At 64.3% G+C, this 23081-nt stretch carries 21 protein-coding genes, 2 tRNA genes and 1 pseudogene; 14 read left to right on the top strand and 10 right to left on the bottom strand.

Annotated elements, in window-relative coordinates; genetic code table 11:
• The 3 genes from MKK52_RS13880 to MKK52_RS13870 form a co-directional block, all read right to left on the bottom strand.
• Positions 1-630, bottom strand: a 630-nt coding sequence (locus MKK52_RS13880) for a PhnA-like protein (RefSeq protein WP_243954697.1), incomplete at its 3' end; no start/stop codon positions are given.
• A gap of 46 nt (positions 631-676) precedes the next feature.
• Positions 677-1024, bottom strand: coding sequence for a CsbD family protein (locus MKK52_RS13875; RefSeq protein WP_243954695.1), 348 nt, complete (start codon positions 1022-1024; stop codon positions 677-679).
• Positions 1025-1237: 213 nt separating this feature from the next.
• Entirely contained in the window at positions 1238-2698 is a 1461-nt protein-coding gene (locus MKK52_RS13870) for a PAS domain S-box protein (RefSeq protein ID WP_243954693.1), read from the bottom strand.
• Positions 2699-2941: 243 nt separating this feature from the next.
• On the opposite strand from MKK52_RS13870, the gene MKK52_RS13865 reads away from it, so the two are divergent.
• Together MKK52_RS13865 and MKK52_RS13860 are read left to right on the top strand one after the other, a co-directional pair.
• The gene (locus MKK52_RS13865) at positions 2942-3583 is read left to right on the top strand and encodes a sigma-70 family RNA polymerase sigma factor (protein WP_243954691.1); all 642 of its coding nucleotides are present in this window, start codon (positions 2942-2944) and stop codon (positions 3581-3583) included.
• Between the two features lie 247 nt (positions 3584-3830).
• A complete protein-coding gene (locus MKK52_RS13860; RefSeq protein WP_243954689.1) occupies positions 3831-4199 on the top strand; it encodes a hypothetical protein in 369 nt (122 codons plus the stop codon).
• A gap of 9 nt (positions 4200-4208) precedes the next feature.
• Here MKK52_RS13860 and MKK52_RS13855 read toward each other — a convergent pair whose 3' ends face one another.
• Entirely contained in the window at positions 4209-4622 is a 414-nt protein-coding gene (locus tag MKK52_RS13855) for a MucR family transcriptional regulator (RefSeq protein WP_243954687.1), read from the bottom strand.
• 178 nt (positions 4623-4800) lie between these two features.
• On the opposite strand from MKK52_RS13855, the gene MKK52_RS13850 reads away from it, so the two are divergent.
• From MKK52_RS13850 to MKK52_RS13830, 5 genes are all read left to right on the top strand, one after another.
• Entirely contained in the window at positions 4801-5769 is a 969-nt protein-coding gene (locus MKK52_RS13850) for a helix-turn-helix domain-containing protein (protein ID WP_243954685.1), read from the top strand.
• Positions 5770-5820: 51 nt separating this feature from the next.
• Positions 5821-7032, top strand: coding sequence for an MFS transporter (locus tag MKK52_RS13845; protein WP_243954682.1), 1212 nt, complete (start codon positions 5821-5823; stop codon positions 7030-7032).
• A gap of 221 nt (positions 7033-7253) precedes the next feature.
• A complete protein-coding gene (locus MKK52_RS13840) occupies positions 7254-8351 on the top strand; it encodes an HD-GYP domain-containing protein (RefSeq protein WP_243954680.1) in 1098 nt (365 codons plus the stop codon).
• A 433-nt stretch (positions 8352-8784) separates the two neighbouring features.
• The gene (locus MKK52_RS13835; protein WP_243954678.1) at positions 8785-9042 is read left to right on the top strand and encodes a hypothetical protein; all 258 of its coding nucleotides are present in this window, start codon (positions 8785-8787) and stop codon (positions 9040-9042) included.
• Between the two features lie 44 nt (positions 9043-9086).
• Complete coding sequence (locus tag MKK52_RS13830; RefSeq protein ID WP_243954676.1) at positions 9087-9863, top strand: pirin family protein; 777 nt, start codon at positions 9087-9089, stop codon at positions 9861-9863.
• A gap of 17 nt (positions 9864-9880) precedes the next feature.
• Here the strand turns inward: MKK52_RS13830 and MKK52_RS13825 are convergent.
• Positions 9881-9970 (bottom strand) — tRNA-Ser (locus tag MKK52_RS13825).
• 151 nt (positions 9971-10121) lie between these two features.
• Here MKK52_RS13825 and MKK52_RS13820 point away from each other — a divergent pair.
• A tRNA-Arg gene (locus MKK52_RS13820) sits at positions 10122-10198 on the top strand.
• Here the strand turns inward: MKK52_RS13820 and MKK52_RS13815 are convergent.
• The 5 genes from MKK52_RS13815 to MKK52_RS13795 form a co-directional block, all read right to left on the bottom strand.
• A complete protein-coding gene (locus tag MKK52_RS13815) occupies positions 10169-11836 on the bottom strand; it encodes a recombinase family protein (RefSeq protein WP_243954674.1) in 1668 nt (555 codons plus the stop codon). The two genes, MKK52_RS13820 and MKK52_RS13815, sit on opposite strands and share 30 nt — an antisense overlap.
• A gap of 801 nt (positions 11837-12637) precedes the next feature.
• Positions 12638-13366, bottom strand: coding sequence for a hypothetical protein (locus MKK52_RS13810; protein ID WP_243954672.1), 729 nt, complete (start codon positions 13364-13366; stop codon positions 12638-12640).
• Between the two features lie 224 nt (positions 13367-13590).
• Positions 13591-14007, bottom strand: a complete 417-nt coding sequence (locus tag MKK52_RS13805) for a hypothetical protein (protein WP_243954670.1) — start codon at positions 14005-14007, stop codon at positions 13591-13593.
• The gene (locus MKK52_RS13800; protein WP_243954668.1) at positions 14004-14840 is read right to left on the bottom strand and encodes a hypothetical protein; all 837 of its coding nucleotides are present in this window, start codon (positions 14838-14840) and stop codon (positions 14004-14006) included. The genes MKK52_RS13805 and MKK52_RS13800 overlap by 4 nt, the downstream gene beginning before the upstream one ends.
• Before the next feature lie 130 nt (positions 14841-14970).
• Positions 14971-15522 carry a hypothetical protein gene (locus MKK52_RS13795; RefSeq protein WP_243954665.1) on the bottom strand — a complete coding sequence of 184 codons (552 nt, stop codon included), beginning with the start codon at positions 15520-15522 and terminating at the stop codon, positions 14971-14973.
• A gap of 637 nt (positions 15523-16159) precedes the next feature.
• Between MKK52_RS13795 and MKK52_RS13790 the strand changes: the two genes are divergently transcribed.
• The 6 genes and pseudogenes from MKK52_RS13790 to MKK52_RS13765 all read left to right on the top strand — a co-directional run.
• Positions 16160-16471: a plasmid mobilization protein gene (locus tag MKK52_RS13790; RefSeq protein WP_243954664.1), complete on the top strand. Its 312-nt coding sequence runs from the start codon at positions 16160-16162 to the stop codon at positions 16469-16471.
• On the top strand, positions 16468-19188 hold the full coding sequence (locus MKK52_RS13785) for a relaxase/mobilization nuclease domain-containing protein (RefSeq protein WP_243954662.1): 2721 nt from the start codon (positions 16468-16470) through the stop codon (positions 19186-19188). Before MKK52_RS13790 ends, MKK52_RS13785 begins: the two co-directional genes overlap by 4 nt.
• A 282-nt stretch (positions 19189-19470) precedes the next feature.
• Positions 19471-20364 (top strand): hypothetical protein, encoded by an 894-nt coding sequence (locus MKK52_RS13780; protein WP_243954660.1) that lies wholly within the window; start codon positions 19471-19473, stop codon positions 20362-20364.
• 235 nt (positions 20365-20599) lie between these two features.
• Positions 20600-21811, top strand: a complete 1212-nt coding sequence (locus MKK52_RS13775; RefSeq protein ID WP_243954658.1) for an exodeoxyribonuclease VII large subunit — start codon at positions 20600-20602, stop codon at positions 21809-21811.
• Positions 21812-21825: 14 nt separating this feature from the next.
• On the top strand, positions 21826-22059 hold the full coding sequence (locus tag MKK52_RS13770) for a hypothetical protein (protein ID WP_243954656.1): 234 nt from the start codon (positions 21826-21828) through the stop codon (positions 22057-22059).
• Positions 22060-22526: 467 nt separating this feature from the next.
• Positions 22527-23081: pseudogene (locus tag MKK52_RS13765) on the top strand (transposase); the annotation flags it as partial.

The raw sequence follows: 23081 nt of genomic DNA, 5'->3' as shown, positions 1-23081 counted from the left end.
CTTCTGGGCCGGATCACCGGTCAGCACGGCGCGCACGGCCGCCACGGCGGCGTCCTTGGCGGCCTGCGGGTCCTGGCCGGCGGCCTGCTGGCGGACCGTCTGCTCGATGCCGTCGATGGGGTTCGAGATCTTCGACAGCGAAGGCGCGGCGGCCTGCGCGGCGGTCTGGACGGTGCCGCCGACGAGGTTGCCCGCGCCGCCCAGCGCGCCCGAGACGGTGCTCAGGGTACCGCCGACGAGGCCGCTGGCGGCGGAGGTCAGCAGGTACAGGACGACGAGGGTCGTCACGGCCCAGGAGACGAGGCCGTGCAGGGCGGCGGTGCCCGGCAGCGTCTTGCCGGAGAGACGGCCAGCGATGAGGCCGCCGATCAGCGAGGCGACGATGCCCGACACCACGAACCAGATGCCGGCGCCGGCCGAGACGGTCGAGGCGGCCGGGTTGTCGGTGGCGTTGACGCCGACACTGGCGAGGCCCACCCCGACGCCGACCAGGTTGATGACGGCCTGAGACACGAGGGCGATGGTGGCGCCGGCGAAGATGGCGCCCCAGGACACTTGGTTGAGGAGGACGGCACGCGTATCCGCGTGGGCCTCCGTACCGAGGGGGGAAACGCTCGTCTGTGTGGTCACGCTGTCACTCCGGGTCGTTCGTGGGGTCGGCAATCGGAAATCGGGATCAGTCGCGGGTCGCGTTGACGAGCAGGCCCAGGCCGAAGCCGACGGCACCTGCGATCAGCAGCGAGGCGAGAGGGTACTCAGCGACCTGATGGCTCACCTCGCGGGAGCCCCGGCGCAGGTAGTGGCCGCCACGCTCGTAGGCGTCCTCGGCGTACTCGTACGCGTCGTCGGCGAAGTCGCGGGCGGTGTCCTTGGCCTGACCGTAGAGGTTCTCGGCCCGGCCGCCGGCCTCGCGCAGGCGGCCCTCGGCGGAATCGCGGTGAGAGCCGGTGACGTCGCCGAGGGCGCCCTGAACCTTGCCGCCGAGTTCCTTCGCGGCGCCCGTGATCCGATCGGTATCCACCATGTCGATCTCCTTGTTGTAACGTATGTGAGGGACGTCACCCCGATTTCGGAGTGAGTTCGGCCTTTGCTGCCCAGCATTCGTGGCACCGGGCCAAAGACGAACTTGTGACCTTCTCGAACTGCGCTGCGATCTCTTGCGACGCGGTCGGGACACGGGGCAGATGATTGTCGAGCCCCGCGGTTCAATGGTAGAAAAATACCGGTACACTGAAATTCATGTACCGGAGAGGTGGACGGGGAAACCGTTCTCCCGGCCCCAGACTACGGCCTCGGTGCGCTTGTGGACGCCGAGCTTGCGATAGAGGGCAGCCCCGTGATTGCGCACGGTGTTGCGGGACAGGCCGAGCTTGCGGGCAATCGCCCCGTCATCCAGGCCCGAGCAGATGAGGTTGAGGATCTGCCGCTCCCGAGCCGTGAGGTCGGGAACGGAGGGATCGAAATCCGGCCGGCTCGGTCGCCGCAGATTGGCGAGCTTTTCGATGAGCCCCCGGCTGAACCAGGAGGTGTCAGCCATCACCGTCTCGATGGCCTCGAACAGCTCCCGCTCCGTGTGCTTCCGGTCGGTGATGTCCTGCATCACCAGCAGCACGAACGTCGTGTCGTTGATCTCGACCCGTTCGGCCGAGACGAGGCAATCGAGATTGTGCCCGGTCTCATGGTGCAGGCATACCTCGACGCCGAGGACATAACCCTGGCGTTCGAGGGCGGTCTCGAAGTTGACGCGCTGGGTGTCGTTCACCCACAGCCCGGTCTCGACGAGGGTCCGGCCGAGCATCCGGTCCTCGCCTAAGCCGAACACCCGGCTGAACGCCTCGTTGATGCTCGTGACCTGCAGGTCGGTCGCCCGCGCCAGCACCGTCGGGACCGGCGTGAGGCGGAACGCCTTGGCGAAGCGCTCCTCGCTCTGGCGGAGCGCCGTCTCCGCCTTCCGGCGCAGTTCGAGGTCGGCGAAGGTGAAAAGCATGCACGGCTCGTCGCCCATCTCGATGGGCTGGCCGGCGACGATGACGAAGCGGTTGCCCCCATCCGGCAGATCGAGGCACGCCTCCATCTGCGGGACGGTGACGCCCTCGTTCAGGCGCGAGACGGCGAGGTCGCGGTTGCGGGCGCCCGCTAGGACGTCGACTTCGTAGACACTCCGCCCGATCACATCTTCGCGGGTGTGCCCGGTCATCTCCAGGAAACCGTGGTTCACCTTCACGTGACGCAGATCTGACAACCGCGTGATCACGGCGGGCGCCGGATTGGCGGCGAACGTCTTCTCGAACCGGTCCTCCGCCTCGAACTGATCGGTGACATCCTTCAGGATCAGCGCGAGGCAGCTCGGCTTGCCCTCGTGATCGGTGGCCACGAGGCTGCGCAGCGAATGCACGAAATCGAGGTCGGGCTTGTCCGTCCGCGTGACCTCCACGATCACGTCGTGGAAGCGCTCGCCCGCCACGACCCGCTCGATCGGGTAGCTCTCGGGAGCCCGCTTGTTGCGGTACCGTAAGGCGAATTTCTCGCGGTAGGCGTCGATGGTCTCGCCGAGTTCGTCCAGGCTCTCGGCACCGTGCATCGCGAGTGCGGCCTCGTTGGCATAGGCGATGGTCTGGTCCGGCTCGACCAGGATCACGCCCTCGCTGAGGCCGGCGATGATCTGCCGAAGTTCATGCCTGTCGACGCCCGACGTCACGGTTCGCCACGCCCTTCTTCGCTACCGACTGCCATCGGGGCAGCCGGGCAAAAACGGGTTGCGCAACACCCGGTTCCATTAAAATGTGCTTGTTCACTGGTATCGCCGTATCATTGACGGCGGGAAGAGCGATCAAAAATAAGTCGTCTCCCGGCCACCCCCGCGCTGTAGCGGTGCAGGCGGTTGTCCCTCGACACAACGAGTGGTGCATCCTTGCAGCCAGCAGTCGAAGATCACGATTCGGTGTCCGCAGCGGACGACGTGCTAGCGTTCGTCAACGCTCAGTTGGGCCGCCGCCTCCGTGAATACTACCCACAGGTTGTGGCAATCGAACCAGATTCGCGCCTAGGGCGAGTTCTGGGGCGGCTCGCCGAGGTCCTGCTCAAGGCCGACGGCGGCCGGATCCCGACGGCCTTCCGGGACGACTTGATCGCGATGGTGCCGCGCCTGCGCCGCTACGCCATCTCGCTCACCCACGATGCCATTGAGGCGGACGACCTCGTGCAGCTCACGCTGCTCAAGGCGTGGGAGTTTCGCGACCGGTTCGAGCCGGGCAGCAACCTCGTGGCGTGGCTGTTCACGATCCTGCGCAACGGCCACATCAACGGCCGGCGCAAATACTGGCGGGAGGTGGCGGATCCGGACGGCGCCCATGCGGGCACGCTCTCCGAGCCGGCGGCGCAGGAGCACACCATCGGCCTGCGCGATCTGCAACTGGCCCTCGACCGGCTCGATGCCGCCCACCGCGAGGCGCTCACGCTGGTGGCGGTGGAAGGACTGACCTACGAGGCGGCCGCCGCTGTCATCGGATGCCCGCCTGGCACCGTGAAGAGCCGCGTCAGTCGCGCGCGAGATCGTCTTTCGCAAGATCTCGGACAGGTGTGATTCGATACTTGCCCGAAACCGCTTCGGCGAAATTCGTATCGTACCAGTAAATCTGTCTCAGGCGAGGCGCCAAAACGTACCCACATGGCGTCAAACACAGTTCAAGAGGTTGTGCCGGGCCCTCGACCCCCTTTAGGGCCCGGCACGGCCGCGGAGCCGGGCGCTTGAGCCGCTCCGGGTGTGCGCCCGGCCCGTTGCCTTTCCCGCCGTGCCGCGTTGTAGCTGCGCGGATCGCTATGAGGAGATCATGACAACCATTCGGCTCGCGGCCCTCGCGCCGCTCGCATTCATCGCCACCGCCACCCTCCCTGCGGAGGCGGCGGGACGTTTCGACGGCGCGTGGTCCGTCGTCGCGACGAGCAGCGAGTCGTCCTGCACGGGACCGTACAACTACCCGATCGTGATCCGCGACGGGCAGGTGGACGACGCCGGCGGCAACGACGTCGATGCGAGCGGTCGGGCGGGAGCCGATGGCGGGATCACCGGCACCATCCGGAAGGGTCTCGCCGTGGTGACGGTGAACGGCAGGCTGAAGGGCAAGGCCGGCAGCGGGCGCTGGACGCTCAGCGGCCTTGCGTCCTGCTCGGGCCGCTGGACGGCCCGCCGGACGAGCTGACGCCCGCCGCTACTTCTTGCCGGCGCGGCCGAAGCCGAGTTCCTTCGCGAGCGTCGAGCGGCGCTGCGCGTAGCTCGGGGCCACCATCGGATAATCCGGCGGCAGCGAGAACCGCTCGCGGTAGCTGTCCGGCGTGAAGCCATGCTTCGTCAGGTGCCGCTTTAGGGTCTTGTAGGTCCGGCCGTCGAGGAAGCTCACGAGCCCCGCCGGCTGGATCGACTGGCGGATCTCCGAGGCGGACACCTTCTCCCGCGCCGGCTTCGGCTCGGCCGGGCGCGGCGCGTGAAGGGCGCGGACCGCCTCGTGCATCGTGGCGATGAGGGCGGGCAGGTCGCCCGGGCGGACGGCGTTGTTGCTCACATAGGCGGCGACCATTTCGGCCGTACGGCCAATGGAGGCGAGGGCGGTGTCGTCGGTCGTCATGGGTCTGCCATGGGCTTTTGACAGCCTCCGAGACCGGTCAGGCGGGTTTGCCCGGCCGGCGATGAAGGGCTGCGGTTCACTACCCACGACTGTATGAATCGGCACGCATCGCGCTTGCCTGTAAGCGCGGTATCGTTTGTCTTACCGCGCGGTAGGCCGATTCGGGACAGATGTATCGATGCGAACGGTGTTCTCGACCGATGGAATTGCAGAAAGAAGGAAGTTCGACCGGTGGAGTGAAATCATCCACGACCGGCTAGTGCCGGTAGATCAGTCACAATTAGGTGATGAACCTTTCATCGGCATCATCGAAGCTGCCGACGTCGGCCCCCTCGCCATCTCGCGGATCACGCAGGGCGCGCTGCGGACGGAGGCGACGCCGGACACGATCCGGCGGCACGCCAAGCACGATACACTCTCGGTGGCGATCAAGCTCGAAGGCGTCTCGAGCGTCACGCAGGATGGGCGCAATGCGGTCCAGCGACCCGGCGACCTCGTGGTGATCGAGCGCCGCCCGACCGTGCTGCACTCCAGCGTCGGAAGCTGCTCCTACCTCCTCGAAGTGCCCCGGCGGCGCCTCGAGGGCGCGCTGGGCTCGGCCCGGCTCTACACCGCCATGACCGTGGACGGTGCCCTGCCGGGGGCGTCCCTGGTGCGGGCCTTCATTGAGGAACTGGTGCGGGTCCACGCCACGCTGACCCCGGACATGGCCGAGCGCATGGCCTCGATCGGCATCGACCTGATCGCGGCGAGCCTCGCCGAGGGCTTGGCGCGGGAGACGCCGAAGCCCCTCCAGGGCGACGTGCTCGTCCAGCGGGCGAAGGCTTTCATCGTAAGCCGCTGCGGCGACCCGAACCTCGACCCCGCCGCCGTCGCCGCCGGGATCGGCGTCTCGCTCCGGCGGCTCCAGGAGCTGTTCCAGGGGCGGGAACGCTGCGTCTCCGAATGGATCTGGGACCGGCGCCTCGACAGCGCGGCCAAGCGGCTCGCCGACGCGGCCTGCGCCCACATCCCCATCGGGACGCTGGCCTACGATTGCGGCTTCTCGAACCAAGCCCATTTCTCGCGCCGCTTCCGCGCGCAGTTCGGCCGCTCCCCGAGCGAGTTCCGCCGCGAGAGCCTTGTCGGATCGGCCGGGGCGATCTAGCCGGGGCGGGCCGGCCGGACCCTCCGGCCCCCCGCTCACCGTGCCGTTCCCATGTCCGCGTCCCCGGCCCCCATTCCCGATCCGCAGCGTCGCGCGCCGAGCACCCTCGGGAACGCCGCCCTCGGCCTGACGCAGATCATCCTGTGGGGTGGCTCGTTCTTCCTCGTCGCGGTGATCGTCGCGCCGGTGGTGGATTCGACCGGATGGCCGCAGGGAGCGGTGATCGGCGCCCTGTCGCTGGCCATCCTCATCTCCGGCCTGCTCTCGCCGTGGGTCGGCCGGCAGATCCATCGGGTCGGGGGCCGCCCGGTCCTCGTCGCCGGCACCCTCATCATGGCCGCCGGCCTCGTGCTGATGGCGATGGCCGGGAGCCTGCCGGTCTTCCTCGCCGCCTGGGCGGTGATGGGCGTGGGCATGGCGGGTGCGCTCTACGATCCGCTCTTCGCGGCGATCGGGCAGGCCTACGGCGCCTCCGCACGGGGCGCGATGACCCAGATCGCCATCGCCTCCGGCTTCGCCATCACCCTGTGCTGGCCGGCGTCGAGCTTCCTCGTGGCGCATGTTGGCTGGCGAGGCGCCTGCCTCGCCTACGCGGCCCTCGCGGCCTTCGTGGTGGCGCCGATCTTCGCCCTCGCGCTGCCGGGCGGGAAGGTCGCCGCGCCGGCACGGATCGCCGTCGCGCCCGGCATCAAGGCGCCGCGCCTGCCGGGGGAGGGGATCCTGGCGCTCACCTTCACCACCGCCGCCATCCTCATGACGGCGATGTCGGTAGAATTGTTGCTGCTGCTGCAATCCCACGGCATCCCGGCCGCCTCCGCCGTGGCGCTCGCTGCCCTCATCGGCCCGTCGCAGGTCGGCGCCCGCGTGCTCGAACTGGCCTTCGGCCAGCGCGCCCACCCGATCCACCTGCTGTTGATCTCGGCGGGGAGCGTCGCCCTCGGGCTGTTCCTCCTCGTCGTGGCGCCCGGCTTCGCGTGGCTCGCGATCCTGCTCTACGGCGCCGGCAACGGGATGCGCACCGTGGTCCGGGGGACGCTGCCCCTCGCCCTCTACGGACAGGCGGAATACGCGGCTGTGATCGGTCGGCTCGCCCGGCCGCCGCTCCTCGGGCAGGCGGCGACGCCGCTCGCCTGCGGCTATGCGATGGAATGGTTCGGGATCGAGACGCTGGCCATCGTCATGGTCGCGGTCGCCCTCCTGAACCTCGGTTTGTCACTTCTCGTCGCCCGACAAGTCGCGCGACAGGCGAACAAAAGCGCATAGCAACTTCGCGGATGCCGCGTTTCCGCTCACTACACTCACTAAAGTAGGATAGATTCCGCATGTTTTCTTAAAGCGGCTCGGCGAAATTGCGGGACCGATACGGCGAGAGGTCGCCAAGTCCCACACACCCGCGACGAGGTGGAGACTTGCTCAGTGTCGGCTTTCCGAACGCGCCGGACCCTCCGGTGACGGGCGGCGCAAACGGCCGGAAGACTGAGATCATGGACGCGCTTCTCGTCGACGACAGTTCCACGGTCCTGATGCGCTTCCAGCTTCTGCTGGAGCGGCATCACGGCGTGAACGTCGCCGCCTTCATGCATCCCGGCGCGGCCCTGCTCCGGGCGCAGATGCAGGCGTTCGACCTCGTGCTGGTGGACCAGCATATGCCCGGCATGGACGGCACGGAATTCATCCGCCGCCTCTGCGAGATCCCGCATTATGCACAGGTGCCCGTGGTGATGATCACCTCCGACACGTCGGAGCGGGTCAAGCTCGCGGCCATCGAAGCGGGGGCCACGGACTTCCTCGACAAGCACACGGACGGCACGGAATTCCATGTCCGCCTGCGCAACCAGATCCGCCTCGCCGCGGCCATGCGCCGGCTCGACGATCAGGCGGCGGAACTCGCGGGAAAGGTGCGGACCGCCGAATGCCACGTCCACGAGCGCGAGGAGGAGATCATCTTCCGCCTCGCCCTGGCGGTGGAATATCGTGACAACGACACCGGCCACCATACGTGGCGCGTCGCCCGCTACAGCCAGATCATGGCCCAGGCGCTCGGCCTCGATGCCGACCTGTGCCACCGCATCTACCTCGCCTCGCCCCTGCACGATGTCGGCAAGGTCGCCATCCCCGACGACGTCCTGCTCAAGAAGGAGCGGCTGACCGAAGAGGAGATGGCGACGGTGCGCACCCACGCCGCCATCGGCGAGCGTATCCTCGGCGAGAGCCCGTCCAGACTGATCCGCCTCGCCGCGGAGATCGCGGGCGGACATCACGAGCGCTGGGATGGCACCGGCTACCCGCGCGGCATCGCCGGGCTCGCCATTCCCCTCGCGGCGCGGATTGTGGCGGTGGCCGACGTGTTCGACGCCCTGACCACCGTGCGCCCCTACAAGGACGCGATGCCGCCGGAAGAGGCCCTGCACCTGATCGAAGCCGAAGCCGGCCGGCATTTTGACCCGGCTTGCGTCGCAGCCTTCGTCTCCCGCTGGGACGAAATCCTCGACATCTGCGCGACGAGCGCCCGGGGCCAGGGCTTCCGAGGCGAGCCGCGCCCCCACGACCAGGACATGCCCCAGGCGGTGGCGGCCCAGTAAGGCCCAGCCTCGGCTGGGGCGCCCTCGGCGGTGTCGATGGCCTGCGGGCGGAGCGGCGGCTCCGGCCCGGCGAGCCCCGCCGAGAGGCCCCCGCCCAGGGCGGCCTGAAGGGCGAGCGCGTCTAACGGCTAAGGTCGCCCCGGCGGGGAGGTCAAGGAGCCTGCGGCGGCGCGGGGATGTTTTCCCGGCGCTGTGGCCCGGAAGACCACCCGCACCCTTCCCATGACAACGCGGCCCGCCGCCCCCCCCGTCGCGGCCAATACAGGCGGCAGGCGCAGGGCAGCCATGACGTGACACGGCGCACGCTTCCGATGGGAATAAAAATAGTTCTCTCTCGTCAAGAGCAGAGTTGGCGGGTAAATCCGCCTAAATACGAGATCGAGGGCTTATGGATTTAGAGGAAAGCGAAGGACACAATTGGTTTGTGACCCACATGATCGACATCATCCAGCGGATCAGGGATCTGTATGTGGTCTGCCAGGGGAACGACATGGTGGGCCAAAATCCAGACCTGGACGACAACTGGATCAGGATCCATGACCTGCTGATTCAGCTTCACGAACACGTGAACGCGGATGCCGGTCGGGAAATCCTGTCTCCCCTGGTCATGCGGCTCGGCGCGGAACTCTCGGTGATCGAGGGGCTGGTCGGCGCCTTGTCGTCGTCCCAACGCTGCCAACCACTACATTGAGATTGCGTCCGTCATAGTGTGACGAGACACCAAGTGAGGGACCGATGATCCGCAAGGCGACGCGTAGCACCGAGGATGCCATCGATTCCGGACGGTTCACCGCCAGGGCCTATTTCCCCGGGCACCTCCTGCCGGGACTCACCGACCATGGGCTCGGCCCCCTCGCGACGATCATGGAATCGTTTCTGGCGCCGGGCACGCACATCAAGCTGCACGAGCATGTTCAGGACGAGATCGTGTCCTGGGTCCCGGCCGGCGTGATGCGCCACGACGATCCCCACGGCGAGCATTTGGTGATCGACGGCGACCACCTGATGGTCATGAACGCCGGATCCGGTTTCCAGCACGAGGAGCGGACGCGGGAGGATGACCCGCCCCTTCGGATGCTGCAGATCTTCGTCCGCCCCCATTCCCGCGATCTGGAGCCCGGTATCCAGTTCGGCCGCCTTCCGGCCTCCGTGCCGAACGAGTGGCGGCCGGTGTTCGGGCCGCAGGGCGGCGACGCGCCGTTCCACGTGCGCAACGCGGTCTCCTGCTACGACCTCCGCCTCGGGGCAGGGGAGGAGGCGGCGCTGCCGACGCGGCCGGATCGGCACACGTACTTCTTCGTGTTCACGGGCTGTGTGACGGCCGACGGCGAGACGTTCGGCGAGGCCGAGACGGGACTGGTCTCCGACGAGGCCACCGTCACGCTGCGCGCCACCGAGGCCTCCTTCGTCGTGGCCTTCGTGGTGGATCCCGACGCCGCGATCTGCCGCGAGGGCAGCGTGGGCGATGGCGAGACCGTGCACCGGATGGCTGCCCGCGCGCGGACGGCGTGACGAGGAGAAGGACGGCCTGGCGGAAGGGGTGAGATTCGAACTCACGGTGGAGTTGCCCCCACGGCGGTTTTCAAGACCGCTGCCTTAAACCACTCGGCCACCCTTCCCGGCGCAGGCGTGCTGATCTACGGCCGCGCCGGAAGCGCCGTCAACTGGGGCGAGGCCGGCCACAATTCTCGAAACGGCGCTTGCCAAGTTCGGCGCGACCCACTAGAAGCACGTCAACCCCGGCGCGCAGCTGTCGCTGCCGGGGTTTAGGCGCCCGTAGCTCAGCTGGATAGAGCACCAGACTACGAATCTGGGGGTCAGAGGTTCGAATCCTTTCGGGCGCGCCACTTCCGTACAGAACTGCGAACACCGGGCGCGTCAGATGAGTTCGCACTCAAGACAGCTGCCTGCAGATCTGATTTGCCGCCGATTATGCGGATGAGGTCAGCGCCGACTTCAACCCGGTCGACAATCGCCTGAAGCCACGCCTTTCGAAACGGGATTTCTCCCGTCGTAACGTTATCGCGCATAATTTGTCCGAAGCGCTCGATCAACTCCGGTGCGATCTGCGCTGGTGGACGTTCCGCAATCTGAATCCGGTCGAGCGCGGCCTTGGCTCCGTCCCGCTCCTGTTTCAGCCCTGCAAGCCGTTCCTTGAGGATGTCGTCGAGGTCGGTCATCCCGTCTTCGACCATACGGTACAATCGCTTCAGCTTGTCCTCCGTCGCATCGACCTCGCGGCGCAACGCAGCGACCCGCCCGTCAACCTCCATCGCCTCCTCGGCGCGCCGTGACCACAGGGATGCGAGCGTCGCCCGCAGCCGGGCAGGCTGCAACAGCTCAGCCACAAGGTGATCCGTGACCAGCATGTCGAGGGTGTCCATGCGGATCGACCGACCGGTGCAGCCGGTCTTGCCCTGTCGACCGTGCGTCGAGCAGCTGTAGTAGCGGTGGACCCGACCGGACTTCGACGTGCCCGTGCGCAGCGTCATCGGCCCGTTGCAGGTCGCGCAGGTCGCCAGCCCGGTGAGCAGAATCGGGCCGGTCACCACTCTAGCGGGTGTGGCGCGAGGATTGTGTGCCTTGAGCGTGGCCTGCACCGCCTCGAACTCCGACAGGGCGATGATTGCCGGCACAGGAATCGGGATCTGCTCCGCCTTTGGCTTTTCGGTCAGCGTCCGCGAGCAGCGCCGGTTGAACACCCATTCGCCGACGTACACGCGGTTGGTCAGGATGCCGTGAACCGTGGCGACACCAAACCGAGCCCCGGCCCGCGTTCGATAGCCACGCTCGTTGAGGTAGCAGGTGATTGCCTTGACCCCGAGCGGCCCAGCAGATCCGTCGCCTTGACGATAGAGGTCGAACATCAACCTAACCGTCTCGGCCTCGACGGTATCGATTACCAGCCGCTTCTTGACTCGGTTCCCGCGCTTCTCGACCTCGACTACGGTGTAGCCCAACGGGACCGGCGCACCGTTGTAGAAGCCCTGCTTCGCGTTTTCCTTCATGGCTCGCAGCACGTGCTTGGCGTTCTCCTTCGACTGATACTCATCGAACAAAGCGATGACCTGCCGCATCATCACCTGGGCAGGATCGTCGCCGAGTTCCTGCGTGATTGAGATCAAGCGTACGCCCACCTTGGCGAGACGGCGCACGTACATTTCCAATCCGAACGAGTCCCGGAAAAAGCGCGAATACGAGTGGACCAAGATGATGTCGAACGGGTGATCGTCGTCGCAGGCCCGCTCGATCATCTTCTGGAAGGCCGGGCGATTGTCATCGGTCGCTGAAGCGCCCGGCTCGACGTACTCCCCCACCAAGGGCCAGGCTTTGGTCGCGCAGAATGCGTGAACTTGCCGGCGTTGATCTGGAATCGAGAGATCCGATTCGGCCTGCCGTCCGGTCGAGACGCGCAGGTAGCATACGACACGTTGCGGTTGGTCGAGCGACGGCATGGCGCGCGCCTTTCGGGCATGACGGCTCATCGGGCAAACCTCAGCATGGGCAGGTGGAATCCTTCGATGGGCTCGAACGCTGCAAACTCAGCGTTCCAGCAGCAAGAGTCGGCGCGGCATCCTCCACAGGCGTGCGAACCCGCGATGGAGCGACCGCTCATCGCAGCAGATCGTCGATGAGAGCGCCGAGATGCCGCTCGATCGCTTCGATCTCGCTCGACTTCACGGCGGGCGGATCCACAAGATTTAGAACGACGGCTGGATAGCTGCCGCGAACGGTGGAACGCCGCCAAGCTATGCGAGCCCGCGCACCGGGAGCGTGGCGCCCGTCTGGTCGCCGAGGCTGGATTCTTCCTCGTCCGTGCCGGTGAGACGTACGGGTTGAGATTGGCTTGCGCATCGTCAGGCTCCGTTCTGTGGAGTTCCTCGATGCGCTCTCGGAAGACCTCAAATCTGGGTCTGCAATGCTGAATCCCGCTCGCAAGGCGCGGTCTTCAGCACCCGCGGCGGAGCAAAGAGAAGCGCGACGGCGGATGCACGCTTAGGCCTCTGGCCAAAGGGCCAGAGGAAGCCTCGAACTTGAGGGCTCCTACATAACCGTGGAGCGAGTCTCCTCTACAGCTTCGGTTAAAACAAAAATAGAACGATGTAATCGTCGATGTCACCACTGCCAGCGAGGGCTGCGTCGAGATACTGCAGGAGAATGCTGACTAGGTCATAAATGCTAAGCTGAAGTCGATCGTTGAAAGCGTGGAGCGCCGCCATGTATAGACCAACACAAGCGCCTTGCATCTCTTTGTCAGCCGCAAATTTTTCAATCTGATCCGTCAGTTATAAAATGAAAACAGCCGCGCTGAACCGGGTGATCTGACCCGGTACGCCAGCCCGGTTGCGGCTCGCACAGATGACGACCTCGAATACTGGAGAAAGGATGTGGTGATCGAGGCAGATGGATGCAGGATTGACCCAGCCGTAGGTAGCGACGTCGCGCATGTCCTCTAACGATAACTTCAGGCTGACCTGCTGCCGGGGCGAGAGGAGGATGCAACGCTCGAGCGCCGATGGTTTCCTCTCACTTCTCGCCTCCCCAAAGCGCCCTACGTTGGTTTGCGCCTCACGCCACCCTTTGCAGTGCTGCCTCGCGCGCTCGGCCGCTTTGCAAAGCAGGTCGAGGATCCGAATCTGTTCGGCGATCGAAGCCTCCTCGAGCGCCCGCGACTCCGGGTTCGCTGGCCGCCGCGCTCCGATCGATCGGTAGGCGTCGCTGAAAGCCTTGAAGGACGAGAACCGAGGATCAGATCGGCATGCTCGTTTGGCCAGCTTCATGAGGTGCTCGTGACAGAAGGGCAGGCCCCACGACACCGTGATGCCCGGCGCGATGCGGATGTCCCGGACCGCCTGCGGCTCGACTGGCCGACCGTGATCGCGACGGTCGCGCGCACGGAGCAACGTGAAGAGGCCCGCGTACATCAAGGCGATCGCGTTATCCAAGTCACGTTCTACCGGCTGCTTCGACGGCCGGCCGCCAGGTACTTCACCGGCTTTGAAGATCAGCGACACCGGGACTGATAATGGTCGACCCTCCCAGCCTTCGTCCCGCATCCGCTGAGTTCTGAGCGGTCGCCGATTTTTGCACTCATCGATCGATCTATGTATCATTCCAGATCCTCTTTAGTCAATATAACGTCAGGATAGACTTCCCCATGCGTACCCTTCATGACGACAATGTTCAGATTTGATACTGGCCAGTTATCGGCGGCCGGCATCGGTGATACATACGGAGACTATCGAATGCAGCTCTTGGCCACGGCGCCGATCATTGATATCGTCTGCGCCTGCCCATTTTTGATCTCAGAATTTAGATAAACGACTGTTACAAACAGAATTGCGCATAATAAAGCACCGCCCGCAGCTAGCCGGTCCAAGGATTTGCACTCTCGATTGTATCTGTGCTGCAGCTCAGTGTTCACAGACCTGGCGCAGTTGTCCAAGATGATGCCGACGACGTAATCGTCGTCGATCGATGTCTTCAGAACCGACGCCAAGCTTTCAGCCATGAAGAGGTCGGGGGCCTCTATCGCCTTCCCGTATATGAGGCGATAGATTTTTGCCAAGCGCGGCTCCGTACTCTCGCGGAGCCGGTGCTCGAGTTCGTGTTGTCGGCCAAGCGCAAGCCGCATGAAATCATTGTAGCCAGTCATTTCAGCGCCTCCAGCCAGAGCTGATGATATTCTTGGCGCAACCGAGCAGCCTCGACGCGAATGCGCATCGGTGTCTCTGTGGCGAGCGTGTGCCAGGGGATGTTGCCTAGGCGCAGCCCCTCGATGATGCGCTCTCCAATTTTCGCGATCTGAATCTCGCGGAAATTCGGCAATCCGTTCAGCTTGGCGTAGATGTCGGATCGCTCGATATACGTGAAGTTGACGGCCTGAGCGGTATTTTTAACAAGAACCGAACGATCGGCCTGAGACAAGAGAAATTCCAAGTCTCGAAGCACATCGATCGGCGTCGGGTCGACGGCGCCGACCGTGACCGCGACGACTAGGCGGATGTCACTCTCGCGACAGCTCTCAATGATGATCTCCGAGCAGCGCTGCGTCGTCTCGGTGTCTCCGGCGGGACAATCGACGATGATGTAGGGATCGGATGCATCTTGTATCAATTCCATCAAGTCTTGGCATGCCGTCGGATCAATCCGGCCAGCATGATCCTCGGCCCGGAGGCGGTGCGTGATGGCGTGGACCGTCGCTAGACGGGGTGTATATTCGCGACTCCCTGAAGGTAATTCTCGCATCAACCCTTTGTAGAAATGTTGATTTGCTGGATCGGCATCGATCGCTAGAACATGGCCTGCCGATGCGTAGACGTCGGCGACCTGACTCGCCGCCATCGTCTTGCCAACACCGCCCTTGCCTCCGAGGCAAATTACCAGGGCGCGTTTTGATGCCCCGGAGAGGATTGCTTGCAAGCATGGAAGCTGGTCTGGCCGATAGGGCAGTCGTAAGTCCCGTATCTGATTTGATAGCTCGATCATCTTTCGCTCGTTTGTGATTTTAGGACGCGAGATAGGGATTGCGCTCGCGGTCGCGCGGCGCATTTATGGATGAGATGCCGATGTAAATGCTTTAATGGGTGACGTTCGATCTAGTATCGAAGATCGAACGTCAATTTAAGTTGTCGTACCAGCTGCCGCCGGCGGGAATATTCGTTTCAACACGGGTATCAGCTCTCCGATTGATCGCGTGTCGCTCCGCATGTGTTTCCACGGTACTTTTTCCAGCGGAGATCGATTTTGGGGTCAATAACGACGTCGTAGCCCCATTTTCATGCGCGCTATCTGATGAGACGTCAGTAGCGCCTTCGAGCCTTGGTTGCCTGCGGACCTTCGGTCTTACATTGAGAGCGTCGGAAATCGTTTGCGGTTTTGTCTTTTTTGCTGCCGTGGCTTTGTTCGGGTCAACCGCCGGGCTGCGAGCGAGATAGGTTGACAACGCTGCAGGGCTGAAGACGACGCCATTCACGCTGAGAGCCTCCGCGATTTCGGCCATAGTGAAATGTGCCTGACGCATCGCGGTGATCCGAGCCTTATGAAAATTGACCAGCGCCTGTCGCGTCCGGGCCTTGGGAGGCGCAGGACCATTTGCGAGCGCGTGATCGAGTTGGTCACCCACGGCTGCAACGTGCTCGTCGTTGATGGGCTTGCTTTCTTTTTTCATGACGTGGGTCCTTCGATGAGATTCGCGATGTACACAGCTCGCCGTTAACCTTGGTTGGGCGCTGTGGGGAGATCGTGGATCGACTTGCATGATTCACACAAGGCCTCGTGACCGAAATAGGTCGCTTGACGAACAACAGGCGATCTGCCGCGCAGAAAATCATCGGACTGGCGATTCGCAATCATTCTTAACGGGCAAGTGTTGCGCACGAGTAGCGGAACCAGTAGCCGCGCGGTCTTGATAAAATGCCAGCTTGACCGTTTGGGATCCTGTCGTACCCTTGTTTGCGGACTGCGAATCCCCCCAAGGCAGCCAGCGATTCCCCATGTCGAGCTTGAAGCCGTCGGGCCGGGCAGAGAAATGATAACTTCAATGACAGGACAAAATGCAGATGGAGTAGCGCGATCTCACGCCAGAACGCCGACGGAATGGCCGCATTTTCCGCTGCAGACCGCGTGTGAAGTCCCCCGAGAGGATCGACGGGGCAGGATGCCCATTGCTATCCGCGCCGCCCCCGGCGGCGTCGGATTGCAAAGGATCCGGGGCTGTTCGGCGCCTTCGCTTCTCACATCCCCCACCTGTCGGGGTGCCCCCCCCCGAACCCCCTTTCGCGAGTAATCCCCGAAGGATCACACCGATGTCCGGCCGACGCGGATCCGAGAACCGTAGGCTGACGGAACAGGTCGGCATCAGGCTGACCCCGGAGGAGAAAACTCGTCTCGATGCCGAGGCGCGGGCCGCGGGTCTGACGCTCGCCGCGCTCACCCGGCGTCGTCTGCTCGGCCTGCACATCTCGGCCCGCGTCGACGACGAATTGATCCGCGAGTTACGGCGGCTCGGTGGTCTCGCCAAGCTCGCCATGCTCAAGCCCGGGTTGCGGGAAGAGGCCCGCGTCGCGCTGCGAGCCATTCGCCACGCGATCGAGGCGCTGTCCGGTTCACCGGCATGATCGGCAAGCGCGTGGAAAAACGCTGCGATGGCGCGTCAGTCGCCAGACAGGTCGAGGAACTCGCCGGCTATATCTTCCGCGAGGGCCGCGATCTCGATCGTGGTGATGTCCTAGCCTCGGGTGGGCTTCATCTTATCGCGCGATCGCACCATGGGCAGATCGCGGAATTGATCGCGACCGTCACAGGCGCCCCACGGGCGCGGTCGCCGGTCGAGCACCTCGTATTGTCCTGGCGACCCGGCGAACAGCCGACGATACGGCAGAGCGAGCGGGCCCTCGTCATCCTGCTCGAAGAGTTGGGACTGCGCGGCCACGGCGCGTTGTGGGCCCTGCATCTCGGCGAGGGCGGCAACCAACACCTGCACGCCTTAATCTCGCGGGTTGCACCGGATGCGAACAGGGCGACCAAGGTCCCTTTCTTTCACAACGCCATCGGGCGCGCGGTCGCCCGGATCGAGCACGCCCAGGGCTGGCAACGTGAGCCCGGCGCGCACTTCGAGATCCTGGAAGACTTCACGGGAGAGCATCATGTCAGCAGGTACAGGTCAGCCCAAACAGCAGCCGTCATCATGGGGGGAAGTCGCGGCGACGAACGCGCGAAGCGCTTACGAGGAAGCGCACGGCGCCCATCGCAACACGCGCAGGATCCTGGAGATGATGAAGGGTGGGGGCGAGGAGGCCGCGGAAGATCCCGTGAGCCAAATCCTCGAAGCCCAAGACATGATGATGAATCTTTTGGCCGAGATGCGGGAGGAGATCGGGCAATTGAGAGCGCAGATACAGGCAGTCCAAGTCCGGCTCGGGATCGGCTGACGAGGGTCAACGCCGACACGGCACAGCTGGCGCAACAGGCGGATGCCAACCGGTTTCCCGCTCCGATCGCTCGTCCCGTGGAGTCTAACGGGCAACGCTACACGAGCGACGAGGATCAGGCCGCTCACATCGGTGAGTCAGTCAGCGTTGCCCGTTATATGGCAGCGGTCCGCTTACGCGAGGCTTATCGGGCAACGGCTTGCACGGAGACGCTCGCGCGTCGTTTCGATCCGGGTGACGTCCTACCTGCCGGAGCGGCCCGGACAGAGATCTATCGCGGTAGCGAGAGCGTCGCGCGCCGGGTGATCGAGGTGGTCGCGCCGATCGTCGCGAGCGCAAGATCCTGGACCGATCTCCACAAGGCGCTCGCTGCCGAGGGGATCGTCTATGCAAGCAAGGGGTCGGGGGCGGTCCTGATCGTTGATGGTCGAGCGGTCAAAGCCTCGACCTGCCGAGCGGCAAGCCTCGCAAAACTCCAGGCTCGCTTGGGTCCATTCGAGCCTGGCCCCGACATGTCCGACGATCCGGGATCTCATCACCGTGACAGCCAGCGGATCGGCTCGTCACGCGCTGCGCCCGGCACCGATCCCGACTTGTTTCGGCGCGCCCAGCAAGCCGAGCGAGAGGCCGCTCAGGCTCGCGAGCAGTACGACGATCGCTATTCTCAGTTGAACGGGACGCCGCTCCTCAAATCGGTGCTGGTGGGGCCCAAGCCTCCCGCCGCACCGAGCGCGCGGATGCTGGCCAAGCACGCCGGACGACCGCTGCCCAAACTTGCCGGTCTGCGCCGGCCTGCAGACCTCGAAGCGGAGCCGAGTCGATCGCTGACGTCCTATCACGATGCGCTCAAAGCCTCCCGCTATCGCCTCGTCGCTGTGCGTCCTGAGACTGAGCTCTCCGATCTCGGAATGCAGAGCGCCAAACCGACTGGGAGGCCTGACCGGATCATCCAGATGACGCCGCGTCCCCTCGACCGTATTGCGACGGCGCTCCCGTCATTCCTTGCCGCCTACTCGAACCGGGCAATCCATCTCGCTCCCGTCGACGAGCAGCGCCACCACATCGTCATCTCAGACCTCGATCCGGCAACAGTTGATCGTTTGCGGCGGAGGTTCGCCCCCTCCCTCGTATTGGCCCGGGGGAGGCAGCGGTACGATGCGGTTTTGAGCGCGGCCAGATCGTGGATCCCGTTTGAGGCCGCCGCCGTCGCGCGGGTCGCCGCTATCGTCTGGACTTGGCTGGGGGCCGTGCGAGGTCGGTTCGGATTGGTCATCCTCGACGACCATGGTGCGGACGATTATCAGCCCTTCGCGCATGCCGTCAGTCACAGCGGCAAAGACTGCGCGACCTTCGCCGCCAAGATCCAGCATTATGCGATGTCATTCGCGCGACGGTTCGAACTCGACATCAGCTCCAGTTCGCGTCGGCCGCAGGCGGCTGCCGACGCGCAGACGGTCCAATTGGCGAACGCTGAATTCTATCGCGAGCATCGAGCGGATATCCTCGCGAGATGGCAGGGGCCTTGGCCAGATGCATCACGGGTCGATGCTCTCGTCGCGCGCCGGCTGCAAATCGCCAAACATTCACAACACGAGGTCTCAGCGATCATCGCTGCCTGTGCTCCCCTCTTCTCCTCCGCTCGCCGCGACTGGCAGGTCTACGGTGCCCGTGCTGCGGCTCATGCTTTCAGCGCCGCCGATGACGGTAGCTGGGACTTCGATCGCCTACCGCATGATGGGCTTTTGGAGATGCTTGGCCGCAAGAAGAAGCGAAACGAGGCGGAAGAGGCTGCGTCCGCAGCACCTGCGTCGATCCAGCAAACAAAGGCGGTCGAGGTGCCTCGACTTGGCCTCATCAGCCGCCCTCTGAAGCGAAGGTCGGATCGCGGCATAGGTGACGACTGATCGATACGGTCGCCAACGATCGGCGATTTGGAGGTTGAGGAAGAAGAAGTCGCGAACCATCGCGACGCCAAAATTCGTCGCGATTAAGTAACGACCAGAAGATGAACGAAATATTATAGTAGCAGCCGCTCGCCGCGCGACGTCTGCTGTGGGGATGCAAATATATAAAGGGGTGTCGGTCATCCGACGCAAATCCCGAGAAGGACGAAGAGGACGAACCAGGGCGCCGACGCGCCAGGGTCGCCGCGCTCGCTCCGCTCCTCCCTATCAAGGAACATCATCATGAGTATCATCGTGCCTGTTGGCGCGCAGGATCCCGCACGTCCACCATCCTCCACGGAAGGGCGAGTAGCGCTGCTGCGGATCCTGCCGGATCGGGCGAAGCCGGGTCTTCGAATCCTGCTGTCCGGAGTTGACCCTGGCGCCCCGAGTTGGGGACACATCTTCCTGCGGGAAGACTGGCTCACATCTCTCGGCTGTCTGCTCGACCTCGCCCCGATCAACAACCGACCGGGTGAGCCCATCCCGATCCGTCTCGAGATCGACTACGACGCTCGGCTTGGACCACGCCTCGTGGTCTCCGTCAGCGACTGGCCAACCCCGGCTCAGGCCGCTGCGGACGCGCAGCTGCAGCAGGAACTCGAGCACCAAAGCCTGTGGCGACGCGGCAGTATGCCAAACAAGCTGCGCCAGCTCGTCGCCGTTGTCCCCCAGGGCGGCGGGGTGCGCTGGGAAGCGCTGGCGCCAGGGCTCATGACACGCCACCAGAGCCGGATCACCCATCTCTCGGCGTATGAGGCTGATTTCGACGACCCCGATGCCGTCCAAACTGCTCTGCGCGACGCCGCAGAGTATGTGACCTGGGCCGGCGCAGATGCTGTCCTCATCGTCACCGGCGACCGGCGGATCGGATCCCGCACATTCAGCGATCGCCGGGTGGTCGAGACGGCGTGTGCGATTGGCGCACCGCTGCTGACGCTGGCCGGGCCCGTGCCGACGCCGATCGATCGGCTCGCTTGGCGATCGTCGCCAATCCCCGGCGTCGTCGAATCCGCGATCATGGAGATCCTGCGCGGTGAACTCGAACGCGCCGACCGTCCCCGCCTCAATCGCATCGCTGCAGCCATCGTTCAGGGCCGCCCGGACGACGACGCCACCGCCGACGCGCCATTCTGATCGGTCTTGGCCCGGACGTCCGCGTCCGGGCGGACCTCGATGCAGTCATCCCATCCCGATTGTCTTTCCCTCAACTGATCCGACTTGTCTCATGCGCATCCATCTCTTCGACACCTCTCGACTCCCCCCGGCCGATCCCCCATCGGACCGGCCGACGGACGACACCTCGCCACCACCCGATCGCGCCCCACCAATCCTCGATGTCCGCGAGGTCTGGGCGCGGGCCGGAAGTGCAGTGCGCACCAGCCTGCCGCGCTCCTTGCAACTCACCGCCACTGTCACGTGGATGCAGTTGCGCGGTCACAACAGCTGTGAGCTTGAACTCAGTCCAAGCCATGGTGTCGCCAGCAATCTCTCGCTGCGCCTGCGCGCTCACCTCAGCGTCGCAGCCTATGACGCGATCACCGTCAAACTCGGCCGTTCGCTGGATCTGACGCAGCTCGTTCACCGCGACATCACACTGACGTGCACCCCCGTCTGGTTGCCCGACGGACGCATGCGCCTCACGGTGACAGACATTGGCCCCAACTGGCGGGTGAGCGCCGTCGAGCTACAACGTGCTCAGGGCTTGGACGCTCTGGCGCGAGCCGGTCTGCTCGACGCACAGCGTCGCTTGCCGCAGCCAACTCATCTCGAGAGGATCAGCGTCCTGCATCCCCCTGGCCAAGGCTGGGAAGATGTCGCCGGGACGCTGACCGCCCTCGAAGGAGCTGGCCTCCTGCAGGTCGACAGTCTCCCCTGCCCATTTGACGGACAGGGGGCGGTCGCGCAGGTGGTGGAACGCCTCGATGCAGCCGCTGCGCTGCACCGTGGGCGGGAGGATCGGGGCTTGGTCCTGATGGTGCGCGGTGGCGGAAGCCCGGCCCGAGCCCTCGATGCGAAGGAGGTCGCCGGGGCGATCGGTACCCTCACCGTCCCGGTGGCGGTCGCGGTCGGCCATCGAACCGATGCGCCGACGCTGGCCGACCTGACCGCGTGGGCAAGCCTCCCGACGCCGAGCGAGGCACGCCATCTCATCCTGACATTGTTGGAGGGATCGGCGATGCGCGCCGAGGAGGCTTGGAGGCGCCTGATGGCGTCTCTGGATGATCTAGACGCGAGAAGCCGTCGGACGATGATCGACCGATGCGAGGCTGTCGCGAACGAAGCCGAGGCGTGTTTAGCGGCGGCCGAACGACGTGCAGAAGCGGCGTCGTTTGCCCTTGAGCGCGGCCTGGAACGAGCCTTGGCCGCACTCATCCCCGCGTGCAATTCGGTCGTCGTGTCCCCGGCACCGATACCGGCGCAACGGACGCCGTCACCGGACGGGCTTGTTCGGCTCACCGACCAAGCCGGCCGACCGGTCGCCGACGCGGCGACGGCATCCGGTCTTCTCACCCTCACCTTTGGCGACGGTCGGTCGATCTCGGTCCGCGTCGAACCTCTCGATCCCACCACCCTGCACTGACCCTGGAGAATGCGATGACCACTGAGATTGAAACGACCGAACCGCTTTCATTCTGCGCGGCTCTGGTGCGGCTGGACGAGCTTGCGGAGGACATGCGCTCGGGGAACCTCGACGAGCGCCTCGCCCGTCTGGCCGAGGATGTCGCTGAAGCGCATCGGCTCAAGCACATCCTGCTCGACCGGGCGGCCGAAGTCCGCGAAGCGATCGCTTCCCTGCGTGGCACTGCTCGGATGCCGCGTCCTGCTTGAGCGGCGTCCGGACCACATCATAGACCGAGCCTGCTTTGTTGTCCGGTCTCGGCCAGACACTGGACTACAGCAATAAATTAAGTGCCGGATCCACAAGATCCGGCACTCTTCGATGGGCGCATTTTCAAACTCCTAGATCGACGTGGGTACGACCCCATACCATCACTTGCAGGTCATTCGCCATTCGAGAAGTAAAAATATATATTGATTTTGTGGTATTGTATTGTTTCTCAACATATCGGAAATTTTAAAAAGCTAATCGATTTATATAACGTTTTTGTTGACCCGATTTATATTATTAAATAAATACCAAATGGTTCGATATAAAGATACTAATCTAATTAAGAAATGTAATCTCTGCAAAAAATTTAAGGAAAAATTTGCAAGATTGTCTAGCTGAAGCTGATCCGCCCCCATTGAAGTGGTCCGCCCTTTGGTATGGCTTTTGAGCCTGGAGGACGGACGACATGGCCAAGCATCCGAAGCCCGAGGAGATTGTCGCCAAGCTACGGCAGGCGGATGTGCTGATCTCGCAGGGTCAGAGCGTATCCGACGCGATCCGCGCGATTGGCGTGAGTTCAGTGACGTACTACCGGTGGCGGCGTGAGTTCGGTGGCCTGAAGAGCGATCAGGTGCGCCGGATGAAGGATCTGGAGACTGAGAACCAGCGGCTGCGCAAGGCGATCGCCGACCTCACGCTCGACAAGCTGATCCTGCAGGAGGCGTCCCGGGGAAACTTCTGAGCCCCGCGCGTCGACGCGCCTGTGTCGAGCACATCATCGACGTCCTTCATGTCTCCGAGCGTCGCGTCTGTCAGGCCCTCGGTCAGCATCGCCCGACACAGCGCAAGGTCCCGCGGGGCCGTGACGGCGAAGAAGCTCTGACCGGCGACCTCGTGGGCTGGGCCGAACAGTATGGACGCTATGGCTACCGTAAGATCAGCGCGTTGTTGAAAGCGGCCGGGTGGCTCGTCAACGACAAGCGCGTCGAACGGATCTGGCGGCGTGAGGGCCTGAAGGTCC

The sequence above is a fragment of the Methylobacterium sp. J-067 genome, assembly GCF_022829465.1.
In the GTDB taxonomy this organism is placed as follows: domain Bacteria; phylum Pseudomonadota; class Alphaproteobacteria; order Rhizobiales; family Beijerinckiaceae; genus Methylobacterium; species Methylobacterium litchii.
The sequence above is the reverse complement of the archived record's forward strand: the minus strand, read 5'-3'. Positions and strand labels throughout refer to the sequence as shown.

Excerpts from the sequence above, each read along its gene's own strand:
- MKK52_RS13875 (WP_243954695.1), bottom strand. The coding sequence starts at position 1,024 with ATGGTGGATACCGATCGGATCACGGGCGCCGCGAAGGAACTCGGCGGC.
- MKK52_RS13860 (WP_243954689.1), top strand. The coding sequence starts at position 3,831 with ATGACAACCATTCGGCTCGCGGCCCTCGCGCCGCTCGCATTCATCGCC.
- MKK52_RS13855 (WP_243954687.1), bottom strand. The coding sequence starts at position 4,622 with ATGACGACCGACGACACCGCCCTCGCCTCCATTGGCCGTACGGCCGAA.
- MKK52_RS13850 (WP_243954685.1), top strand. The coding sequence starts at position 4,801 with ATGCGAACGGTGTTCTCGACCGATGGAATTGCAGAAAGAAGGAAGTTC.
- MKK52_RS13845 (WP_243954682.1), top strand. The coding sequence starts at position 5,821 with ATGTCCGCGTCCCCGGCCCCCATTCCCGATCCGCAGCGTCGCGCGCCG.
- MKK52_RS13840 (WP_243954680.1), top strand. The coding sequence starts at position 7,254 with ATGGACGCGCTTCTCGTCGACGACAGTTCCACGGTCCTGATGCGCTTC.
- MKK52_RS13835 (WP_243954678.1), top strand. The coding sequence starts at position 8,785 with ATGATCGACATCATCCAGCGGATCAGGGATCTGTATGTGGTCTGCCAG.
- MKK52_RS13830 (WP_243954676.1), top strand. The coding sequence starts at position 9,087 with ATGATCCGCAAGGCGACGCGTAGCACCGAGGATGCCATCGATTCCGGA.
- MKK52_RS13815 (WP_243954674.1), bottom strand. The coding sequence starts at position 11,836 with ATGAGCCGTCATGCCCGAAAGGCGCGCGCCATGCCGTCGCTCGACCAA.
- MKK52_RS13805 (WP_243954670.1), bottom strand. The coding sequence starts at position 14,007 with ATGACTGGCTACAATGATTTCATGCGGCTTGCGCTTGGCCGACAACAC.
- MKK52_RS13800 (WP_243954668.1), bottom strand. The coding sequence starts at position 14,840 with ATGATCGAGCTATCAAATCAGATACGGGACTTACGACTGCCCTATCGG.
- MKK52_RS13795 (WP_243954665.1), bottom strand. The coding sequence starts at position 15,522 with ATGAAAAAAGAAAGCAAGCCCATCAACGACGAGCACGTTGCAGCCGTG.
- MKK52_RS13790 (WP_243954664.1), top strand. The coding sequence starts at position 16,160 with ATGTCCGGCCGACGCGGATCCGAGAACCGTAGGCTGACGGAACAGGTC.
- MKK52_RS13785 (WP_243954662.1), top strand. The coding sequence starts at position 16,468 with ATGATCGGCAAGCGCGTGGAAAAACGCTGCGATGGCGCGTCAGTCGCC.
- MKK52_RS13780 (WP_243954660.1), top strand. The coding sequence starts at position 19,471 with ATGAGTATCATCGTGCCTGTTGGCGCGCAGGATCCCGCACGTCCACCA.
- MKK52_RS13770 (WP_243954656.1), top strand. The coding sequence starts at position 21,826 with ATGACCACTGAGATTGAAACGACCGAACCGCTTTCATTCTGCGCGGCT.